The organism is Pseudarthrobacter enclensis, from assembly GCF_030811655.1.
GTDB lineage: Bacteria > Actinomycetota > Actinomycetes > Actinomycetales > Micrococcaceae > Arthrobacter > Arthrobacter enclensis_A.
Window position 1 is genome coordinate 97,693 of sequence record NZ_JAUSRE010000011.1, and the last position, 17,948, is coordinate 115,640.

At 67.3% G+C, this 17,948-nt stretch carries 16 protein-coding genes; 11 read left to right on the forward strand and 5 right to left on the reverse strand.

All coding sequences use genetic code 11. The features are described 5' to 3' along the window. Positions 1 to 41: 41 nt before the first annotated feature. Both J2X98_RS12055 and J2X98_RS12060 read right to left on the reverse strand, forming a co-directional pair. Positions 42 to 830 carry a hypothetical protein gene (locus J2X98_RS12055; protein WP_307308347.1) on the reverse strand — a complete coding sequence of 263 codons (789 nt, stop codon included), beginning with the start codon at positions 828 to 830 and terminating at the stop codon, positions 42 to 44. A 221-nt stretch (positions 831 to 1,051) separates the two neighbouring features. Then, a complete protein-coding gene (locus J2X98_RS12060; protein WP_141946093.1) occupies positions 1,052 to 1,600 on the reverse strand; it encodes a YceI family protein in 549 nt (182 codons plus the stop codon). Between the two features lie 200 nt (positions 1,601 to 1,800). Between J2X98_RS12060 and J2X98_RS12065 the strand changes: the two genes are divergently transcribed. The 10 genes from J2X98_RS12065 (at position 1,801) to J2X98_RS12110 (ending at position 15,685) form a co-directional block, all read left to right on the forward strand. Next, complete coding sequence (locus J2X98_RS12065; protein WP_307308351.1) at positions 1,801 to 2,481, forward strand: histidine phosphatase family protein; 681 nt, start codon at positions 1,801 to 1,803, stop codon at positions 2,479 to 2,481. 56 nt (positions 2,482 to 2,537) lie between these two features. Next, complete coding sequence (locus tag J2X98_RS12070) at positions 2,538 to 3,098, forward strand: TlpA family protein disulfide reductase (RefSeq protein WP_307308495.1); 561 nt, start codon at positions 2,538 to 2,540, stop codon at positions 3,096 to 3,098. A 15-nt stretch (positions 3,099 to 3,113) separates the two neighbouring features. Continuing rightward, complete coding sequence (locus J2X98_RS12075) at positions 3,114 to 3,869, forward strand: cytochrome c biogenesis CcdA family protein (protein WP_307308352.1); 756 nt, start codon at positions 3,114 to 3,116, stop codon at positions 3,867 to 3,869. After that, positions 3,869 to 5,632, forward strand: a complete 1,764-nt coding sequence (resB, locus tag J2X98_RS12080) for a cytochrome c biogenesis protein ResB (protein WP_141946099.1) — start codon at positions 3,869 to 3,871, stop codon at positions 5,630 to 5,632. Before J2X98_RS12075 ends, resB begins: the two co-directional genes overlap by 1 nt. After that, positions 5,632 to 6,720 (forward strand): c-type cytochrome biogenesis protein CcsB, encoded by a 1,089-nt coding sequence (ccsB, locus tag J2X98_RS12085; RefSeq protein WP_307308356.1) that lies wholly within the window; start codon positions 5,632 to 5,634, stop codon positions 6,718 to 6,720. Before resB ends, ccsB begins: the two co-directional genes overlap by 1 nt. Before the next feature lie 182 nt (positions 6,721 to 6,902). Then, positions 6,903 to 8,975, forward strand: coding sequence for an Hsp70 family protein (locus J2X98_RS12090; RefSeq protein WP_444964469.1), 2,073 nt, complete (start codon positions 6,903 to 6,905; stop codon positions 8,973 to 8,975). Position 8,976: 1 nt separating this feature from the next. Beyond that, complete coding sequence (locus J2X98_RS12095) at positions 8,977 to 11,064, forward strand: LuxR C-terminal-related transcriptional regulator (RefSeq protein WP_141946101.1); 2,088 nt, start codon at positions 8,977 to 8,979, stop codon at positions 11,062 to 11,064. Between the two features lie 162 nt (positions 11,065 to 11,226). After that, a complete protein-coding gene (locus J2X98_RS12100; protein WP_307308361.1) occupies positions 11,227 to 12,255 on the forward strand; it encodes an IniB N-terminal domain-containing protein in 1,029 nt (342 codons plus the stop codon). Between the two features lie 26 nt (positions 12,256 to 12,281). Next, positions 12,282 to 14,195 carry a dynamin family protein gene (locus J2X98_RS12105; RefSeq protein ID WP_307308363.1) on the forward strand — a complete coding sequence of 638 codons (1,914 nt, stop codon included), beginning with the start codon at positions 12,282 to 12,284 and terminating at the stop codon, positions 14,193 to 14,195. After that, positions 14,192 to 15,685, forward strand: a complete 1,494-nt coding sequence (locus tag J2X98_RS12110; RefSeq protein ID WP_307308365.1) for a dynamin family protein — start codon at positions 14,192 to 14,194, stop codon at positions 15,683 to 15,685. The genes J2X98_RS12105 and J2X98_RS12110 overlap by 4 nt, the downstream gene beginning before the upstream one ends. Before the next feature lie 9 nt (positions 15,686 to 15,694). Here the strand turns inward: J2X98_RS12110 and J2X98_RS12115 are convergent, their stop codons facing one another. Together J2X98_RS12115 and J2X98_RS12120 are read right to left on the reverse strand one after the other, a co-directional pair. Further along, positions 15,695 to 16,261 (reverse strand): hypothetical protein, encoded by a 567-nt coding sequence (locus J2X98_RS12115; protein ID WP_307308368.1) that lies wholly within the window; start codon positions 16,259 to 16,261, stop codon positions 15,695 to 15,697. A 4-nt stretch (positions 16,262 to 16,265) separates the two neighbouring features. Next, positions 16,266 to 16,655, reverse strand: a complete 390-nt coding sequence (locus J2X98_RS12120; protein WP_307308498.1) for a PLDc N-terminal domain-containing protein — start codon at positions 16,653 to 16,655, stop codon at positions 16,266 to 16,268. A gap of 64 nt (positions 16,656 to 16,719) precedes the next feature. On the opposite strand from J2X98_RS12120, the gene J2X98_RS12125 reads away from it, so the two are divergent. Continuing rightward, complete coding sequence (locus J2X98_RS12125; protein ID WP_307308371.1) at positions 16,720 to 17,028, forward strand: DUF4229 domain-containing protein; 309 nt, start codon at positions 16,720 to 16,722, stop codon at positions 17,026 to 17,028. On the opposite strand, the gene J2X98_RS12130 is transcribed toward J2X98_RS12125, so the two are convergent. Beyond that, on the reverse strand, positions 17,025 to 17,906 hold the full coding sequence (locus J2X98_RS12130) for a 1,4-dihydroxy-2-naphthoate polyprenyltransferase (protein WP_307308373.1): 882 nt from the start codon (positions 17,904 to 17,906) through the stop codon (positions 17,025 to 17,027). The genes J2X98_RS12125 and J2X98_RS12130 overlap by 4 nt on opposite strands. Positions 17,907 to 17,948 lie beyond the last annotated feature (42 nt).

A 17,948-nucleotide genomic window follows, 5' to 3' on the forward strand; every position in this document is an offset into this window, starting at 1 on the left:
TGCTGCCTCCCGGGCCGTTCTGACGTCAGCGGACGGGGCCGCTACCGCCCGTAAGGGTTGCCGAAGCCGCCGGTATACGGATTGGTAAAGGGCTGCTGTTTCCGGAAATAAGGCGCAGCTGCAGGCAGGTAGAGCAGCACGATGGCGGCAATCCCGAGGAGCGTGCCGATGGTCGAGAGGCTGGGAACCCCGAACAGACCGAATAGGGACAGCGCCGCAAATACCGTGCCCAGGATGCGGGCCCAGTTCCTGCCTTTGCGGACGAAGAAGGCCACAAGCAGGTACAGGGCCGCCCCGATGATGGCAAATACCACCAAGGTGCCGGCGATGAAGCCCTTCATGTTGTCGTAGCTGATGTCGGCCCCGCCGGCTTTCATCTGCTGGTCAAAGAGCTGCCGCAGCTGGGGGTCATCAAGCTGGGTGAGCCCCAGGATCATGCCGAAGACAAAAAGGACACCTGACGCGATGAGCAGCCAGAAGGAGATGTTTACCAGTTGCGGGACCCCGGCGCTGCCGGCGGCCTGAGGCTGCTCGGAGGGGTACTGGCCGTAGGGAGACTGCCCGTACGGCGGCTGCCCCTGCCCGTACTGCCCGCCATACTGGGGAGCGTTCTGCCCGTACTGCGGCGCTGCCGGCGGCTGTGATCCATACTGCGGCGGGTTTTGGCCGTACTGGGGAGCGTTCTGCCCGTATTGGGGTGCGTTCTGTCCGTACTGCGGCGCATTCTGGCCGTAGCGTGGCTGCTGGGAGCCGGACTGGCCGTTCCCGGGCTGGCCGTTGCCGGAGTGGGGGTCTTGGGGTGCGGGAGGCGGGACGGGAGGCGTGCTCATGGGCGTTCCTTCTGCGGGTCGGGATCCAGGTGGGCTGCCGGGAATCAGTCCTCAGCCTTCCCCCCAGCATGGCTTACGTCCACCGTACCCCCGGCCGTCGGTGATGTGGATGATTCATAACTTATTCACGCCGGCTGGTGCCTTGTCGGTTCCGCCCGTTAAACACCGCACCCCGGAGCCTGCCTCGTGGGCCGCTGCCGGGGGTGCGGTGTTGGGGGAAATTACGCTGCGGGAGCGATGAAGGCGAGCTCCAGGTTGATGGCAACCTTGTCGCTGACCAGTACGCCCCCGGTTTCCAGCACGGCGTTCCAGGTCAGGCCGAAGTCCTTGCGGCTGATGGTGGTCTCAGCGGAGACGCCGGCGCGGGTGTTGCCGAACGGGTCAACGGCCACACCGTTGAACTCGGTTTCCAGGGTCACCGGGCGGGTGACGCCCTTGATGGTCAGGTCGCCGGTGAGTTCGTAGCTGTTGCCCTTGGCCACCAGGCCGTTGGAGACGAAGGAGATCTCCGGGAACTGCTCCACGTCGAAGAAGTCGCCGCCCTTGACGTGGCCGTCGCGGTTGGCGTCACCGGAATCGAAGCTGGCGGTCTGGATGGTGGCGTTGATCTTCGAGTCGGCCACGTCCTCGGCCAGCTCCAGGGTGGCGGCGGCTTCGGTGAACTGGCCACGGACCTTGCTGATGCCTGCGTGCCGCACGGTGAAGCCAATCTCGCTGTGGGAGTTGTCCAGGGTCCAGGTGCCGGTGGTGACGTCTGCGGGAAGTGCCATGATGTTGCTCCTTGTGTTGATACCTGTCGAGGTCGTGATGTTGAAGCTTCATCTGTTGAAGTCTCAACTAACTGCTGCATCCAGTATAAACATGCATTTGCATCTTTTGTTCCCGCCTTTGGAACATTTCTTCAAAAACTTCAGTTCTACTCGACGTAGAAGATTTCGGATCGCACGCCATCTTTGAGAAACTGGTACACATGCCCCAAGCCACTGTCCATCTGCTCCGCCACGGCGAGGTCCATAATCCCGACGGCGTTCTCTACGGACGGCTCCCGGAATTCCACCTCTCCGAACTGGGGCAGGAGATGGCGCGGATGCTTGCCGAACACTTCCGGCAGCGCGCGGAGCGCGGCGCCCGCATCACCTACCTGGCCGCCTCACCGCTTGACCGTGCACAGGAAACCGCACGGCCGACGTCGGAAGCCCTGCACCTGCAGATCCACACCGATGAGCGGATCATCGAAGCGGAAAACTACTTCGAGGGCATGAAAGTCACAAGGGCGGAACTCAGGCGCCCCAAGCACTGGCCGCGCCTGGTCAACCCCCTGCGCCCGTCCTGGGGTGAGCCGTACAAGCAGCAGGCTGCACGGGTGGCGGCTGCCGTGCAGGACGCGCGGCTGCAGGCCATCGAACGTGCTGCGGGCGACTTTGGCACCGCTGGTCCCGAGGCCATCCTGGTAAGCCACCAGCTGCCCATCTGGGCCACCCGGCTCAGCGCCGAGGGCAGGCCCCTGTGGCACGACCCCCGCAAGCGCGAATGCACCCTGACCTCCGTCACGTCCCTGGTATTCGACGACGACGGCTCGCTCCTGCGGGTCGAGTACACCGAACCCGCGGCGTCCCTTCTTCCCGGTGCCGCCAGCACCCCTGGAGCCTAGCCGTGAGCAACAACCACAACCTTCCTTCCCGCCGCCGCCTCCTGGCCGCCGGTGGCATGGCCCTGAGCGCGCTGACCCTTGGCCTGTCCGGCTGCGCCCAGGAGGATGCGCTGGCCAAGCAGGCCAAGGCGGGGGACAACAAGAACTACGTTGCCGGGGACGGCTCCGTGACGGAGTTCACCGCCGCGGACCGCAAGGAAGCCGTGCAGGTCCAGGGAGCCTTGTTCGACGGCACCAAGGTGACACCGGCCGATTTCCAGGGAAAGGTCAGCGTCCTTAACTTCTGGTTCGCGGCCTGCGCCCCGTGCAGGGTGGAGGCGCCGCTCCTGGAATCGCTGCACCAGGAGTTCAAGGACCAGGGCGTCCAGTTCTTCGGCGTTAACCTCCGCGACGAGAAGGCAACGGCCGAGGCCTTCGAGAAGACATTCAACCTCACCTACCCCAGTTTCAATGACAAGGACGGGGCCGTCCTGCTGTCCGTGTCCGGCCTGGTTCCCCCCGGCGCCGTGCCCACCACCCTGGTCCTGGACAAGCAGGGACGGGTTGCCTCCCGCGTTCTCGGCGAGATCGAAAAGGGCACCCTGAAGGCCCTCATCACCGCCGCCGTGGCGGAGTAGGGACAGGCCGGGACCGTGAACAGCCCCTTTGCAGAAGCCATCCTCAGCGGATCCCTGCTGCTGGCCATCCCGGTGGCACTGCTCGCCGGCCTGGTTTCCTTCCTTTCCCCCTGCGTCCTTCCACTTGTCCCGGGCTACCTGGGGTACGTGACGGGCCTGAGCGGCGTGGACCTGCACAAGCAAAAACGCGGCCGGATGCTGGCCGGGATCGGCCTGTTCGTCCTGGGCTTCTCCGTGATCTTCGTCCTCCTGGGCGGCGCGTTCGGCCAGCTGGGCACCCTTATCACGGGCAGCCAGAACGCCTGGATCAGCCAGCTCCTGGGGCTCCTGGTGATCATCATGGGCATTGTGTTCATGGGCGGCTTCAGCTGGCTCCAGCGGGACGCGAAAATCCACGCCAAGCCCCCGGCAGGCCTCTGGGGCGCGCCCCTGCTGGGGCTGACCTTCGGGCTGGGGTGGGCGCCGTGCATCGGCCCCACCTACTCCGCGGTGCAGCTGCTCAGCCTCTCCGGCGGGTCCTCTGCCGCCAAGGGTGCCTTCCTGGCCTTTGTGTACAGCCTGGGGCTGGGCATCCCGTTCCTGCTGATCGCCCTGGCCCTGCGCCGGGGGATGGGCGTCATGGCCTTCTTCCGCAAGCACCGGCTGGCCATCCAGCGGACCGGCGGCGGAATCCTGGTGGTGCTCGGGCTGCTGATGGCCACCGGCGTGTGGGGTGCCTGGGTGACCGGGCTGCAGTACTGGTTCCAAACCGATGTGAAGTTGCCAATCTAATGAGCGAGCGCGTGAACGTAAAGAAAAAGCAATCCGCCCCCATTGCGGAGGCAAAAGCCCAGGCTGCCCTTCCGGCACTCGGGCTCAAGGGCATGCTCCGATGGGCCTGGACTCAACTGACCAGCATGCGCACCGCTCTGTTCCTCCTGCTGCTCCTCGCCGTCGCCGCCGTGCCCGGCTCGTTGTTCCCGCAGCGGCCGGCCAACCCGGCCAACGTCACCCAATACATCACGGACCACCCTGACTACGGCAAGCTGCTGGACAACCTGCAGCTCTACGACGTCTACTCCTCGGTCTGGTTCTCGGCTATCTACCTGCTGCTCTTCATCTCGTTGATCGGCTGCGTGGTTCCCCGCGCCATCGCCCACTACAAGGCCATGCGCTCCCAGCCGCCGCGGACCCCGCAGCGCCTCTCCCGGCTGCCCGAATACGGCACGCTGGTGATTCCCTCCGGTGCCGGCATTCCGGCGTCGGACGCCATCAACAATGCCGCCGGGATACTCCGGAAGCGCGGCTACCGCGTGGAGGTGAGGGATGCCGACGGCGCCCTTCCGTCCCTGGGTGCCGAGCGCGGCTTCCTGAAGGAAGTCGGCAACCTGGTCTTCCATACCTCGCTCATCGGCGTGCTGGTGTCCGTGGCCGCGGGCGGCCTGTTTGGCTACAGCGGCCAGCGCATCCTGGTGGAGGGCGACACGTTCGTGAACACCCTGGTGGGCTACGACCAGTTCAGCCCGGGCACTAACTTCCAGTCGAGCCAGCTGCAGCCGTATTCCCTGCAGCTGGACAAGTTCAACATCACGTTCGACCGCGAATCCAAGGGCAAGTTCGGCCAGCCCATCGACTTCGCAGCCACCGTGACCACCAAGGAAAACCCCGACGCCCCGCCCAAGCAGGAGCTCCTGAAGGTCAACGACCCCGTGAGCCTCGGAGGGACCAGCATCTACCTCACCGGCAACGGCTACGCGCCGGTGGTAACCATCCGGGACGGGACCGGCAACATCGCCATGCAGGGCCCGGTGGTGGCCAAGCTGCAGGGCCAGAACTACTATTCCTCGGTGGTCATCAAGGTTCCGGACGCCAAGCCGGACCAGCTCGGGTTTGTGGGCTTCTTCCTGCCCACCGCCTTCGTCAATGACAAGAACGTTTCGTTCAGTGCCGATCCTGAGTTGTTCAACCCGCAGCTGACCCTCAACTCCTACTACGGGAATTTGGGCCTGGACACGGGTGCTCCGCAGAACGTCTTCGAACTCGACGTCAAGAACCTTACCCCGCTTAACGCCCGCAACCTGGCCGCCGGCGGCATCACGCTTGCCCCCGGCTCCACCTACACGCTGCCGGACGGCAAGGGCAGCATCAGCTTCGATGGCGTGAAGCGCTACATTGGCGTGGACATCCACCACAATCCCGGGCAGGTGTCCGCCCTGGTCTTCGCACTCCTGGCGGTGGCCGGCCTGATCCTGTCGCTCTACGTCAACCGCCGGCGCGTCTGGGTGCGCACGGGCACCGCGGACGACGGCCGCACCATGGTGGAATACGGGCTCCTGGCCCGCGGCGAAGACCACCGCCTGGCCGGAGAAGCGGCAACCCTTCGGAAACTCTTCTCCACCGAGTGGCAGCTGCCCGAAGATTCCGCCGCCGAAGACAGCGCCACATCCCAGCAAACTCCCAGCCGGACAAGCGATAATGTCGCAGGCTCCGTCGATAATGCCGCAGGCTCCCTCACCACCCCAGCAGGCCCCACCGGGCCCGAAAAGGACCAGTAATGCCATTTGGAATCAACGAAACCATGGGCCAGTACAGCGAACTCTTCATGCTGCTGGCGGCGGGAACCTACACCGTGGCCTTCATCGCCTTCGCCTGGGACCTTGCCAAGAGCAGCAAGGCGCTCCGGGCCGTGGACCTCAAGGCCGCCCAGGCTGGGACCGCCGCCAAGGTCCCCGTAGCTGCCGGGGTGGCCGCGGGCTCTGCCGGGGCCCGCCTGGACGGGCCGGCCGACCGGGCCGAGCGTCCGTCGTCGTCTGCTGCCAGGGTCGGCGGTGCAGGCACCGGGGGTGTCAGGACGGCCGACGGCGACATGAAGTACGCCGCGGAGCGCCGGGTTCCGGCGCGGGTCGCCGTAGCCCTGACCACCCTTGCCGCCGTCATCCACGGCGCGGGCGTGGTCACCAGGGCCCTGGGCGCCGGACGCGTGCCGTGGGGGAACATGTACGAATTCCTCACCACCGGCGCATTCCTGGTGGCGGCCGTGTTCCTTCTTTCGCTGATCCGCCGCGACCTCCGCTTCCTGGGCACCTTCGTAGTGGGCCTGGTGATCATCATGATGGTGGCTGCCTCCGTGGCGTTCTGGACCCCGGTGGGCCACCTCGTTCCCGCCCTGCAGAGCTACTGGCTGGTCATCCACGTCTCCATCGCGGTTCTTTCCTCCGCACTGTTCACCCTGACGTTCGCGATGTCCGCCCTGCAGCTGGTGCAGTCGCACCGGCAGAAGACGGTTGCCGCCGGCGGCGCCGACAAGCTCGGTTTCATGCGCCTGGTGCCTTCAGCACTGAGCCTGGAAAACCTGTCCTACCGCATCAACGCCATCGCCTTCATCGGCTGGACCTTCACCCTGATGTTCGGCGCCATCTGGGCGGAAAAGGCCTGGGGCCGGTTCTGGGGCTGGGACACCAAGGAAGTGTGGACCTTCGTTATCTGGGTCGTCTACGCCGGCTACCTGCACGCCCGCGCAACACGCGGCTGGACCGGAACCCGGGCGGCGTGGCTGTCCATCGTGGGCTACCTCTGCGTGATCTTTAACTTCACCATCGTCAACACGCTCTTCAACGGCCTCCACTCCTACTCCGGCCTATAGGGTCCTGCCCGGGCCCGGCAGCCGGGACTTTCGGCCCCTTTTCCGCCGCCAGGCGGCATGGATCGGCCGAATGGCAATTCGATGTAGCAACAGGGGTGTTCCCCCGTCCTTCGATGGTGCTACGTTGGTGACGTTCACTGTGATGAAGCTTGCATGTGGACCACCAGCCTTTCGAGGTACCCATGAGCTACGCTCTCGCCGTTGACGTCGGGACAAGTTTCACGGCGGCCGCCGTGGTTCGTTTTCACAAGGGTGCCTCCCCTGTGCCCGAGAGCCTGCCCCTGGGGTCGCGCGGGGCTTCGGTGCCTTCGGTCCTGTACTTCCCGGAAGAGGGAGCCGTCCTGGTAGGCGAGGCGGCGGAGCGCCGCGGGCTGGACTCGCCGGAGCGCGTGGTGCGGGAATTCAAGCGCAGGATCGGGGACGACGTACCCATCATCCTGGGAACCCTGGCGCTGCAGCCTGAGGAGGTCTTCGCCACCATGGCCCGGTGGGTGGCAGACCGGGCTGCCGAACGGGAAGGAGGGCCGCCGTCGGCGCTCTTCCTCACCCACCCAGCCGCATGGGGAATCCACCGCCTGTCCGTCATCCGGGACGCCCTCGCAGCCCACGGCCTGGAGAACATCACGCTCCTTCCGGAGCCAGAGGCCGCGGCACTGCATTACGCATCCCAGGTCCGGGTCGATGAGGGAAGCACCATCGCGGTATACGACCTTGGCGGGGGTACCTTCGATACGGCCGTCCTGAGGAAGTCCGGCAGCAGCCGCTTTGACCTGATGGGGCGCCCGGAGGGCATCGAAGACCTGGGCGGCGCCGACTTCGATGCCGCCGTATTTGGCTACGTTGCCGCGCACACCGGGACCGCACTCAATGACCTGGATCCCACCGATCCAGCCGTGCTGGGAGCCCTGGCCCGGCTCCGGCGCGAATGCGTCGAGGCCAAGGAAGCGCTGTCCGTGGACAGCGAGGCCAATATTCCCGTGTTCCTGCCGGGAGTCCACCAGCAGGTACGGCTGGTGCGTTCCGAGTTCGAGGCGCTGATCGACGAGCCCCTGCGGGAAACGGTGGAGGCGCTGCAGCACTCCCTGTCCCAGCTGCACCTGGAGCCGGCCGACCTTTCCACGGTGCTGCTGATCGGGGGGTCCTCCCGGATCCCGCTGGTGGCCGAACTGGTGTCGGAGCGGCTGGACCGCCCCATCGCCGTGGACGCGGACCCGAAATCCTCCATCTGCCTGGGGGCCGCCGTGGCGGCGCTTCTCGCTTTCACCTCCGCAGCGGAGGCTGCAGCAGCGGAGGCCGAGGCAGCGGACGGGGCTGAAGCGCCCGGGTCCCGGGGGGACGGCGCAGGGGCGACTGCCGCCGTCGGGCCTCCCGTCCCAATCGTGCCCACCGCCCCGCCTGCTCCCACAATGCCCAGCTGGTCAAGGAAATACACGACGGTGGCAGGAGACGGTAAAGGGAAGGGCGGCGCGCACGCGCCGAAACCCACCGTCCGGGTCACGGCCGTCGCCGCAGCCGCAGCTGTCCTCACCATCCTCACGGCGACGGCCGCGCAGAGTCCGGACGGTTTCGGGAACCTGACCGCGATGTTCGTCCCGCAGGCGGGTGCCAGTACCACGGGCGGCTCCGTCGGGGCCGGGGGGACAGAGGGACCCCATGCAGGGGGAGCGGCGGCCGCCGTGCCCCGGCCGCTGGCCGGCGTCGAGGCCAGCGCCAGCACGCAGGCCAGCCAGGAAGCCACCGCCAGCGCGTCCGCCCAGCCGACGGGACACCATGCAACCGGCGGCGAGGGGACGGCGGCCGCCGGCGGGGCACATGCAGGGAGCCCTGTGCCGGCAGGCGCAGCTCCTGCAGCCAGCGCCCCATCCAGTTCCAACGGTTCTACTGCCGGCAGCGGGATCGTCCTGGATGCGGCAACCATAACTGCCACGCCGCCGCCCGGCACCCCTTCGCCGGTTCCGACAACGCCTCCCACCACCATCACCACGCCGACAGCCAGCCCAACTCCTACGGGATCCGGCGCGGGTGGCACCGCAACGCCTGTCCCGACGGTTTCGCCCACGCCGGTCAGCGCCACCGGCACGCCCGTACAGACGGATGTTCCAACCGCCACGGCAAGCCCGGACCCGGGAACCACTCCCACCCAGCTCAGCGCTGAGGCCAGCCCGACGCCGCAGGACACGGCGCTTGAGCCCACTGCCACGGCAACTGAAACTGCCGTGGCAACAACGGACCCGACCACCCCGCCGGCGGCCTGACATGGACGGGCACCTCCAGCGGGCAGAGCACTTCATTCCCCTGCATACCTCACCGGACCACCAAGGGCAGCCGCCCCCTGGCGCGGAGCTGATGGCCAATCACCTCAAGGGGGCGAACGCGGCCGTACGTGAACTGCTGCTGGCACTCTCGGTGGGCTTCGCCCTGCCCGGGCCACTCCCTGCGGACCTTCAGCACAAACTCGCCGGGGGAGCAGTGGAAGATCTTGATGCACTGGTGGACCGGGCCGAGAGTGCCGGGCTGCTAAGGCCCGATGGCACGGTGGTGGGCACCGCCCAGCACGCACTGCTGGCGGCCACCCCGGCCGCCAAGGTCCACGCCCTCCAACGTGAGCTGGTGACTGTTTTCGCTGCCACGGGACAACCCCTCGGAGCCCTTGCCCGCGAGCTCGCCAGGGGCGGCCTGGCTGATCCACGGGTTGCGCTGGAACTGGAACAGGCTGCGAACGCTGCCCTGGAGCGTGATCCCCGGCTCGCCGGGCAGCTTTACGAGGAGGCGCTCCTGGCTGGCGCCGACCCGCTGGCCACTGCGGCCCGGCGCGCCCAGGCCGCAGCCGGGGACGGGGAACTCGATGCCGCCGCCCGCATCATCGACTCGCTCCTGGTCAGCACAGAGCCGCCCGACGTGCGCCGCGGGGCAGATGTCGGTGCTTCCGTCTGGGCGCAGCGGGGAATGCTGGCGCGCGGCGCGGACGTCTACAGCTGGCTGGGCCCGGGCCGCGTAGGTGCCTCGGCACCCCTTGCCGCCGTCGCCATGATTGGCTCCGGCGACCGGGCAGGAGCGGAGGCCTTCTTCCAGCCGGACGCGCCCCCGGCGTCGCCGACGCTCCTGTCCGCCGCCCTGGTCCAGACCGGACAGGGAATCCTCGCGTCCCTGGGCGAAAAGCCGCAGCAAGGCATTTCCATCCTGATCCATGCCTCGGACATGCTGAACTCGGCCGGGACGGCCCTTCCGTTGCCGGAAACACCCGCTGCACTGGCAGCACTCCTGGCACTGCACAGCGGTGAGCCACACCTGGCGGAGACAGTCTGCAGGGCGGCGGCAGCCGCGGGGCAGGGCGGCAACGCGGCCCAACCCAGGCTCCTGCTGCTCCAAGCCTGGGCAGCCATGATGCAGGACAAACTCGAGGACGCCCGGCTTGCCGCCACCGAAGCGGCCAAGGCCAACCATTGGCCGCTGGTCCCGCGCGATGAGTTCCTGTCCGCCGCATTGGAAGTGGGGCTGGCGCGCCGGAACGGGGACGTGCCCGAGCTCATCCGCGCATGGGAACGGGCCCGCGAGGCCATGCTGCACACCTCGGTTGACCTTTACAACCTGCTGCCATGGGGGGAGCTGCTGATCGCCGCTGCCCGCTTGCGGGAGACGCGCCGCGTGGCGCAATACCTGGAGGACGCCTGGAAGCTGCTGGGGCGCCTCGGCGAACCCGCTCTGTGGTCCGTTCCCCTGCACTGGTCCGCCGTCCAGGCCGCGCTGCTGAATGAGAGGCCCGCAGACCTGGCTCCACACGCATCGGCGCTGGCCAAGGCCTCCGCCCACAGCCAGCTTGCCGCGGTCCTGGCCACGGCCGGCAAGGCCTGGGTGTCAGTGCTGGCAGGCCGGTTCCGCACCGCTGACGTGGAAGGCGCCGCCCGGCTGCTGGCAGCGGTCGGAATGCCCTGGGAAGGCGCGCGGCTCGCCGGGCATGCGGCCGCCCGGGCCGACGAACGGCGGGACATGATGCGCCTGCTCTCCTGCGCCCGGGACCTCCATCCCCAGGGTCCTCCGGCCGGCGGGCCACCAGGATCCGGCGAGGTGGACGCAGGAAACGGTGCGGACGGACCCGGCAAAGCGGGGCAGCCGGACGCATCCGGACTGAGCGAGCGCGAAAAGGAAGTCGCCCGGCTGGTGCTTGAAGGCAAGACCTACCGCGAAATCGGGGAAGCGATCTACATCTCACCCCGGACCGCAGAGCACCATATTGCCAGAATCCGGCGCCGGCTGGGTGCCGAAAACCGCTCTGACCTCCTGGCACGACTGCGCCTTGCGCTCGGTGTTGAGAGCTCCCAACAGCTCAACCCGCAACAGGAGTGAGCCCCTAATGCCCCTATGCGCACCATGCCAATCACCCCGGAGCGGAACCAGCGTGTAGGGGGAACGGGCCCGATGCCATGCAGCGGAAGCGAACCTAGGTTTGAGGCAAAAGGGAACGCCGCCGGATGATCGCAACTCGAAGAAGATGTGAGGACCACGCATATGCCAACACTCGCAAACGACCTTGTCCAGTTCCTGATGCACCTTTTCGGCGACCGGGAGGCGGTCCAGGCGTTCCTGGCCGACCCCGAGAGGGCGCTCGCGGAACACGGCCTGGGCAACGTGGGCTCCGCTGACGTTGACGCCGCTATGCCGGTTGTCCTGGATTACGCTCCCATCACTGTAAATGCGGCATCCTTTGACCGCGCCCCCAACCTCGGCGCCAACAGCGCATGGGTTGGGCAGCCGGGTGCAACTGCCGCCCATGCCGGGGCCCTGCCGGCGGTGTACACGGGTGGACGTGGCCTGGGACAGGGCGGAAACTACGACCATGACGATCACGCCAACGCAGTCCAGCAGCTCCACCACGTGGTGAACCACTTCTCGTACACCACCAACACCACCATGCTGGATGACCGGGGGATCTTCACGGACCAGTCCGTCAGCCAGAACATCTGGGCACACGGAGACGTGGAGCAGTGGTTCGACAACGCAGCGGTGGCTGCCACCGGTGACCACGCTGTTTCCGCCGGCGATGACGCGGGTGCCCGGGACGCCGGCAACATCAGGGATACCTACAGCACGGACCACTCAATGGACCAGTCCACCCACGCGGGCGGAGACGCTGGAATGGGCAGTGGCCAATCCGACGCCTTCGACACCGACGTGGTCCTGGACACGGACAACTCCTTCGACGACAACCTGGACCGTTCCCACGGCATGGACGGCCACCTGGCAACCACGGACCATTCCGTCAGCATGGACACAACCCCCGACGCCAGTGACTCGTCCAGCGACAACTCCGCCCACACCTTCATCCAGGCCGGGGACCCGTACAGCCCGGACACCTCCACAGGTACGGCGGCGGAAACGCACGTGGACGATTCCTTCCAGGACCATGCGGCAACGGGCCTCATGGAGGGCGACCTGGGGGAGGCGGATAACCACCTCGGTCTCCCGGAGGACAACTCCACCCACACGGATGTGGACCCGGACCACCACGCCCCCATAGACGACTCGACAGCGCTCTAACACCTAACTGGAACAGGGGACATGCTGTGGCAGATTCAGGACCGGTGAGGCAGCAGGGGCCGACGACGGCCGGTCAGCTGGCAAGGCTCCTGGAGCAGGGGGTTCAGCTGGTGGGCAGCGGTGAACGTGCTGACCTGCGCAGGCGGCTGGACCAGGCCTTGGGCCGCCTGCAGGATCCCAGCATCCGGGTCATTGTGGTGGGGGAATTCAAACAGGGGAAGAGCAAGCTGATCAACGCCCTGGTGAACGCCCCGGTGTGTCCGGTCGATGACGATATTGCCACGTCCGTGCCCACCATCGTCAGGTACGGGGAGACACCCTCCGCCACGGTCCTGGTCCCCGCGGTGAAAGACCCCGGCGCTTCCGGCGATGACGGAAGCGGGGACGGCGCCGACGGCACGATCGAGCGCCGCCCCGTGCAGCTCGCGGACCTGCCCGCGCTCGTCTCCGAGCAGGGCAACCCGGGCAACGGCAGGAAGCTCGCCGCTGCGGAGGTCTGCCTGCCCCGCCGAATCCTTACCGGGGGACTGGCCATCATCGACTCCCCGGGAGTGGGTGGAATGAACTCCACCCATGCGCTGACCACGCTCACGGCCCTGCCCGCCGCGGACGCCATGCTGCTGGTCTCGGACGCCTCGCAGGAATACACCGAACCTGAGCTGCGGTTCCTGCGCCAGGCCATGCGGATCACCCCAAACGTTGCGGCCGTCCTGTCCAAGACAGACCTCTACCCGGACTGGCGCCGGGTGGAGGAACTTGACCGGGGATACCTGGACCAGGTGGCGCCGGAGATCCCGTTGTTCCCCTTGTCCGCGGATCTTCGCCTGGAGGCTTCACGGCTGCAGGACAGCGAGCTCAACTCCGAATCCGGATTCCCTGCCTTGGTGGCCCACCTGCGTAACGACATCGTGGGCAAGGCGGAACGCATCCAACGGCGCTCCGTCAGCCAGGACTTGCTGTCCGTTACCGACAACCTGCGGCTGGCCCTGCAGTCCGAGCTCGACGCGTTGGAAAACCCGGGCGGCACGCCGCAGATGCTCGCGGCCCTGGAACAGGCCAAGACGGAGGCGGACCACCTGCGGAAGCGGTCCGCACGGTGGCAGCTGACACTGAGCGACGGCATCAACGACCTCATCTCTGACATGGAGTACGATCTCCGGGACCGGCTGCGCCGGATCCAAAAGGAAGCCGAAACAGCCATCGACCAAGGTGATCCGGGGCCGGTATGGCCACAATTCACGCAATGGCTGGAAGAATGCGTTGCCGCGGCAGTGTCGGACACCTTCGTCTGGACCAGCGAGCGCTCGCAGTGGCTGGCAGCGCAGGTGGCCGGGCACTTCGCCGCCGACGAGGTGTCCCTGCCGGTCCTGCAGGTCTCCGATTCCGGGGACGCCCTGGACCCGGTGGACCGGATGCCGGAGCTTGATCCCGGCCGTGTGAACCCGATCCAGAAAGTCCTCATCGGAATGCGCGGATCCTACGGCGGTGTCCTGATGTTCGGGCTCCTGACCGGTATCTTCGGAATGGCCCTGATCAATCCGCTGTCCGTGGGCGCCGGGCTGCTGCTGGGACGCAAGGCCTACCGCGAGGACAGGGAAACACGCTTGAAGCGCCGCCAGGGTGAAGCCAAGGCGCTGGTGCGGCGCCAGCTGGACGATGTCATATTCCAGGTTGGAAAGCAGCTGAAGGACCGCCTCCGCCTGGTCCAGCGGACCATCCGCGACCACTTCACGGAGATCGCCGATGAATACCACCGGTCGCTGTCCGATTCGGTGGCTGCTGCCCAGAAGGCTGCAAACTCCTTCACGCAGGAGAGGGAAGGACGGATCCGGGACATCCGGACCCAGCTGGCAAAGGTCGATGCCCTGCACAGGGCCGCGGAAGCTGTCTCCGCTGAAGCCATTGCGGCAGGCACCCGTGCCTCGGCGGGGGTGGGATGACGGCATCCACCACAGCGGGGGCCGCCGCGCTGATCCGGGAAGCGCTTGAGGCATACGCTGACGACCCGCAGGCTTCCGCCGCGCTCCAGGGGTATGCGCAGCGGTTGGCTGAGCCGCTGCGGATCGCCGTCGCCGGCATGGTGAAAGCGGGCAAGTCAACGCTCCTGAACGCCATCCTCGGCGAGGAAATTGCGCCCACGGACACCGGCGAATGCACGCGGATTTTGACGTGGTACCGGCACGGCCACACCCCACGCATCACGCTGCACCCCTTTGCGGGGGAGCCCCGGAACCTGCCCCTGAAACGCGTCGACGGCCGCCTGGTCTTCGTCCTGGACGGCATCCGGGCCGAAGAGGTGGAGCGCCTCGACGTCGAATGGCCGTCGCCGGCCCTGCGCGCGATGACCCTGATCGACACTCCCGGGATCGCGTCCCTCTCCCGGGATGTCTCCGCACGGTCGGTACGGTTCCTGGCCCCGGAGGATTCGCCGTCGGAAGCTGACGCGGTCATCTACCTGATGCGCCACCTTCACGCCTCCGACCTCCGGTTCCTGGAATCCTTCCGCGATACCGGTGCCGGCCGCTCCGGTACGGTCAACGCTGTCGCTGTGCTGTCCCGGGCAGACGAAGTGGGGGCCGGGCGCATCGACTCCCTCCTTTCTGCCGCCACCATTGCCGAAAGGTACAGCCGCGACCCTGGACTGCGGAAGCTGGCCTTGGGCGTGGTTCCCGTGGCAGGGCTGCTGGCGCAAAGCGCCCGCACCCTGCGGCAGCCGGACTTCCAGGCCCTCCAGTCGCTGGCAGCCATGGACCGGACAGCACGGGAACGGCTGATGCTGTCCGCGGACCGGTTCCGCCGGTCCACGGAACCTGAGGGGCTGACGGAAGAGGCCCGTGCATCGCTGCTGGAGCGCTACGGGCTTTTCGGCATCCGGCTTGCCGCGGTCCTGATCCGGAACGGGTTTGGTGAGCCCACGCCGCTGGCGCACGAGCTGGCCCGGCGCAGCGGATTGGATTCCCTGCTGGAGGTGGTGAACCGGCAGTTCCAGGCCCGGGCAGAAGCGCTCAAGGCCCGGACTGCGCTCGTGGCGGTGGCAGACCTCCTGGAAAGCCGGCCCCGGCAGGGGACGGAACACCTGGCGGCGTCCCTGGAGCGGCTGCAGGCCAGCGCGCATGAGTTCCGGGAGCTCCGGCTGCTGGCGGCACTGCGGACCACCGGGGCGGCCCTGCCCCCCAACCTCGCGGCGGCGGCGGAACAGCTGTTGGGGGGAGGCGGTCCGGATCCCTGCACACGCTTGGGCCTGGTTGCGGGTTCGGGCCTGGAGGAAGTGGCGGCGGAGGCCAGGCGCCGCCTGGTTCAATGGCGGGCAGTTGCGGAAAGCCCGCTGACCGCGCGGGCCGCTGTTGAGGCATGCCGGGTTGTCATCCGGAGCTGTGAGGGAATCCTCGCGGACTGCAGCGGCAGGGACAGGCAACGGCAGCCGGCGTAGGACCAGGCGTTAGCCGCGTGCGCCCTCGTGCTTTACCCAGGCCCCGGCGGAGGGCAGGAACAGGAGCGCCAGCCCGGCAAAGGCCAGGAGCAATCCGGCGGCCCAGAGCATCACCACGTAGCTGCCCGCAGCACCGCCGGGTACCAGGAAGGCGGACGCCGGAATGAGGAGGAGCAGGTGGGTGGCCAGCAGGGGGACCAGCGTCCACCTGGCCCAGGCCCGGCGTCCCAGCAAAGCGGCAAGGACGGCCGCCTCCAGCAGGGTCATCAGCAGCAGGGCAGCGATGCTTCCCCAAAAGACGGTGCTGGCGGTGGTGGCCACCCCGGCGCCGCTGCCCCCAGCCATGCCCGCCACCACCCCGCGGAGGCGCTGCAGGTTCGAATCACGGGCCACGAAGGACCCCAACAGGACGGCAAGCCCCGCTGCGAAGCTGAGGAGCCAGAGCGTCCGTGCGGCGCGGACCGCGCCGGGGACACGGGGAGCCACCGGGATGGGCGGGGGCGAGGAGTAGGAGAGCCCGGGCCTGGGCGGGGGCGCGGACACGGGCCGCTCTTCGCCGCCGGCCGGGGACACCATGGGCCTATTTCAGCCCGTCGGCGTCGTGTTCGTCCGTACCACGCCGGCCCTTGCCGCCTTCCTCCTTGGCCTTGGCCTCGAGTTCATCGCGGAGTTTCTTCAGGCGGTCGGCCTCTGCCTGGTTCCGGCGCCGTGCCTCAAGGTTGCGCAGGAAGTCAGGATCATCGTCCGGCGCAACGGGGTGCGGGTAGCTGGGACGCGGCTGCGCCGTGCCCCGCGGGCGGCCGATCAGCAGCCAGAGGATGGCGCCCAGCACAGGCAGGACGATCTGTACGATGATCCAGGCAGGTTTGGAAATACCCCGGGTCAGGCGGCCTTCAGTGCGGATCACGTCCACCAGGCCATACACGAAGATGACGAGGACTGCGACGGCCAAGGCCACACGGAACAGCAGCATGCTATTAAGTCTATCGTCAGGACGGGCAGGGGCCGTTGGCGGAGGCGGCTAAACTTGAAGAGTGGCCTTCTTGAAATATTCCCTCATCCGCCTGGCGATCTTTGTGCCCCTGTTCGTCCTGTTCGCTCTGCTGCAGCTAGGGGCGTTGATGTCCGTGATCTGCGCCGCGGTCATTGCCTTCGCCATCAGCTACCTGTTCTTCCAGAAGCAGCGCGATGCTGCGGCAGCAGCCCTGCAGCACCGGTTCTCCGGAAAAGCCAAGCCGCTGCGCTCAGCCGGCGAGGTCCAGGACGCCAACGCCGAGGACGCCCTGCTGGACGCCAACCCCGACATCACCATCAACAACGCCAAGGGCGGCAAGAACAGCTAGAACCCGTGGCTGAGGACCAGTCCCAGTGAGAACAGCACGCTGTAGCCCAGGTTGATCAGGCCGGTCTGCTTCAGGACCGGGATCAGGCTCTTGCGCTTGCGCCCGTTGATCATCAGCCAGGCCGGCATCAGGCAGGCTGGGATCAGCAGCAGCACGATCAGGATCCACGGCCGCGCCGGGGCCAGGATTACCACCAGCAGGATGGCGACGGCGAGCATCAGGACGTAGCTTTCGCGCGCATGCTTGTCCCCGAGGCGCACCGCCAGGGTCTTCTTGCCGGCCTGCATGTCGGTGGGGATGTCCCGCACGTTGTTGGCCATGAGCAGCGCCGTGGCGATCAGCCCGGTGCCGATGGCCCCAATCACCGCTGAGAGGTTGATATGGCCGGCCTGCGTGAACGTGGTGCCCAGCGTGGCCACCAGCCCGAAGAACACGAACACGAAAAGGTCGCCCAGGCCCTTGTAGCCGTAGGGGTTCTTGCCCCCGGTGTATCCCCAGGCGGCCATGACGCAGCCCAGCCCCACCAGGATCAGCCACCATGCCTGGGTGAGCAGCACCAGGACCAGCCCGAACACCATGGCCACGGCGAAGGCGCCGAAAGCGGCCCACTTGACGTGATCAGGTTTGGCTGCACCGGAGCCCACCAGCCGCAGCGGACCCACGCGGTCATCATCGGTTCCCCGGATGCCGTCCGAGTAGTCGTTCGCGAAGTTCACACCCACCTGGAGCAGGAGCGCCACCAACGCGGCGAGGATGGCGTTGGGCAGGATGAACGAGTCCATCTCGTAGGCGGCGGCAGAGCCGATCAGCACCGGCGCGATTGCGGCCGGCAGCGTCCGGAGTCGGGCGCCTTGGATCCATTGGGCGGCTGTGGCCACGGTTAGTACCTCGTGTTGTTTCGGTAAGACGGCAGGATGATA

What these genes read in the sequence shown, in the direction of transcription:
- J2X98_RS12055 (WP_307308347.1), bottom strand. Translation starts at nt 830, where the DNA reads ATGAGCACGCCTCCCGTCCCGCCTCCCGCACCCCAAGACCCCCACTCC.
- J2X98_RS12060 (WP_141946093.1), bottom strand. Translation starts at nt 1,600, where the DNA reads ATGGCACTTCCCGCAGACGTCACCACCGGCACCTGGACCCTGGACAAC.
- J2X98_RS12065 (WP_307308351.1), top strand. Translation starts at nt 1,801, where the DNA reads ATGCCCCAAGCCACTGTCCATCTGCTCCGCCACGGCGAGGTCCATAAT.
- J2X98_RS12070 (WP_307308495.1), top strand. Translation starts at nt 2,538, where the DNA reads ATGGCCCTGAGCGCGCTGACCCTTGGCCTGTCCGGCTGCGCCCAGGAG.
- resB (WP_141946099.1), top strand. Translation starts at nt 3,869, where the DNA reads ATGAGCGAGCGCGTGAACGTAAAGAAAAAGCAATCCGCCCCCATTGCG.
- ccsB (WP_307308356.1), top strand. Translation starts at nt 5,632, where the DNA reads ATGCCATTTGGAATCAACGAAACCATGGGCCAGTACAGCGAACTCTTC.
- J2X98_RS12090 (WP_444964469.1), top strand. Translation starts at nt 6,903, where the DNA reads ATGAGCTACGCTCTCGCCGTTGACGTCGGGACAAGTTTCACGGCGGCC.
- J2X98_RS12095 (WP_141946101.1), top strand. Translation starts at nt 8,977, where the DNA reads ATGGACGGGCACCTCCAGCGGGCAGAGCACTTCATTCCCCTGCATACC.
- J2X98_RS12100 (WP_307308361.1), top strand. Translation starts at nt 11,227, where the DNA reads ATGCCAACACTCGCAAACGACCTTGTCCAGTTCCTGATGCACCTTTTC.
- J2X98_RS12110 (WP_307308365.1), top strand. Translation starts at nt 14,192, where the DNA reads ATGACGGCATCCACCACAGCGGGGGCCGCCGCGCTGATCCGGGAAGCG.
- J2X98_RS12115 (WP_307308368.1), bottom strand. Translation starts at nt 16,261, where the DNA reads ATGGTGTCCCCGGCCGGCGGCGAAGAGCGGCCCGTGTCCGCGCCCCCG.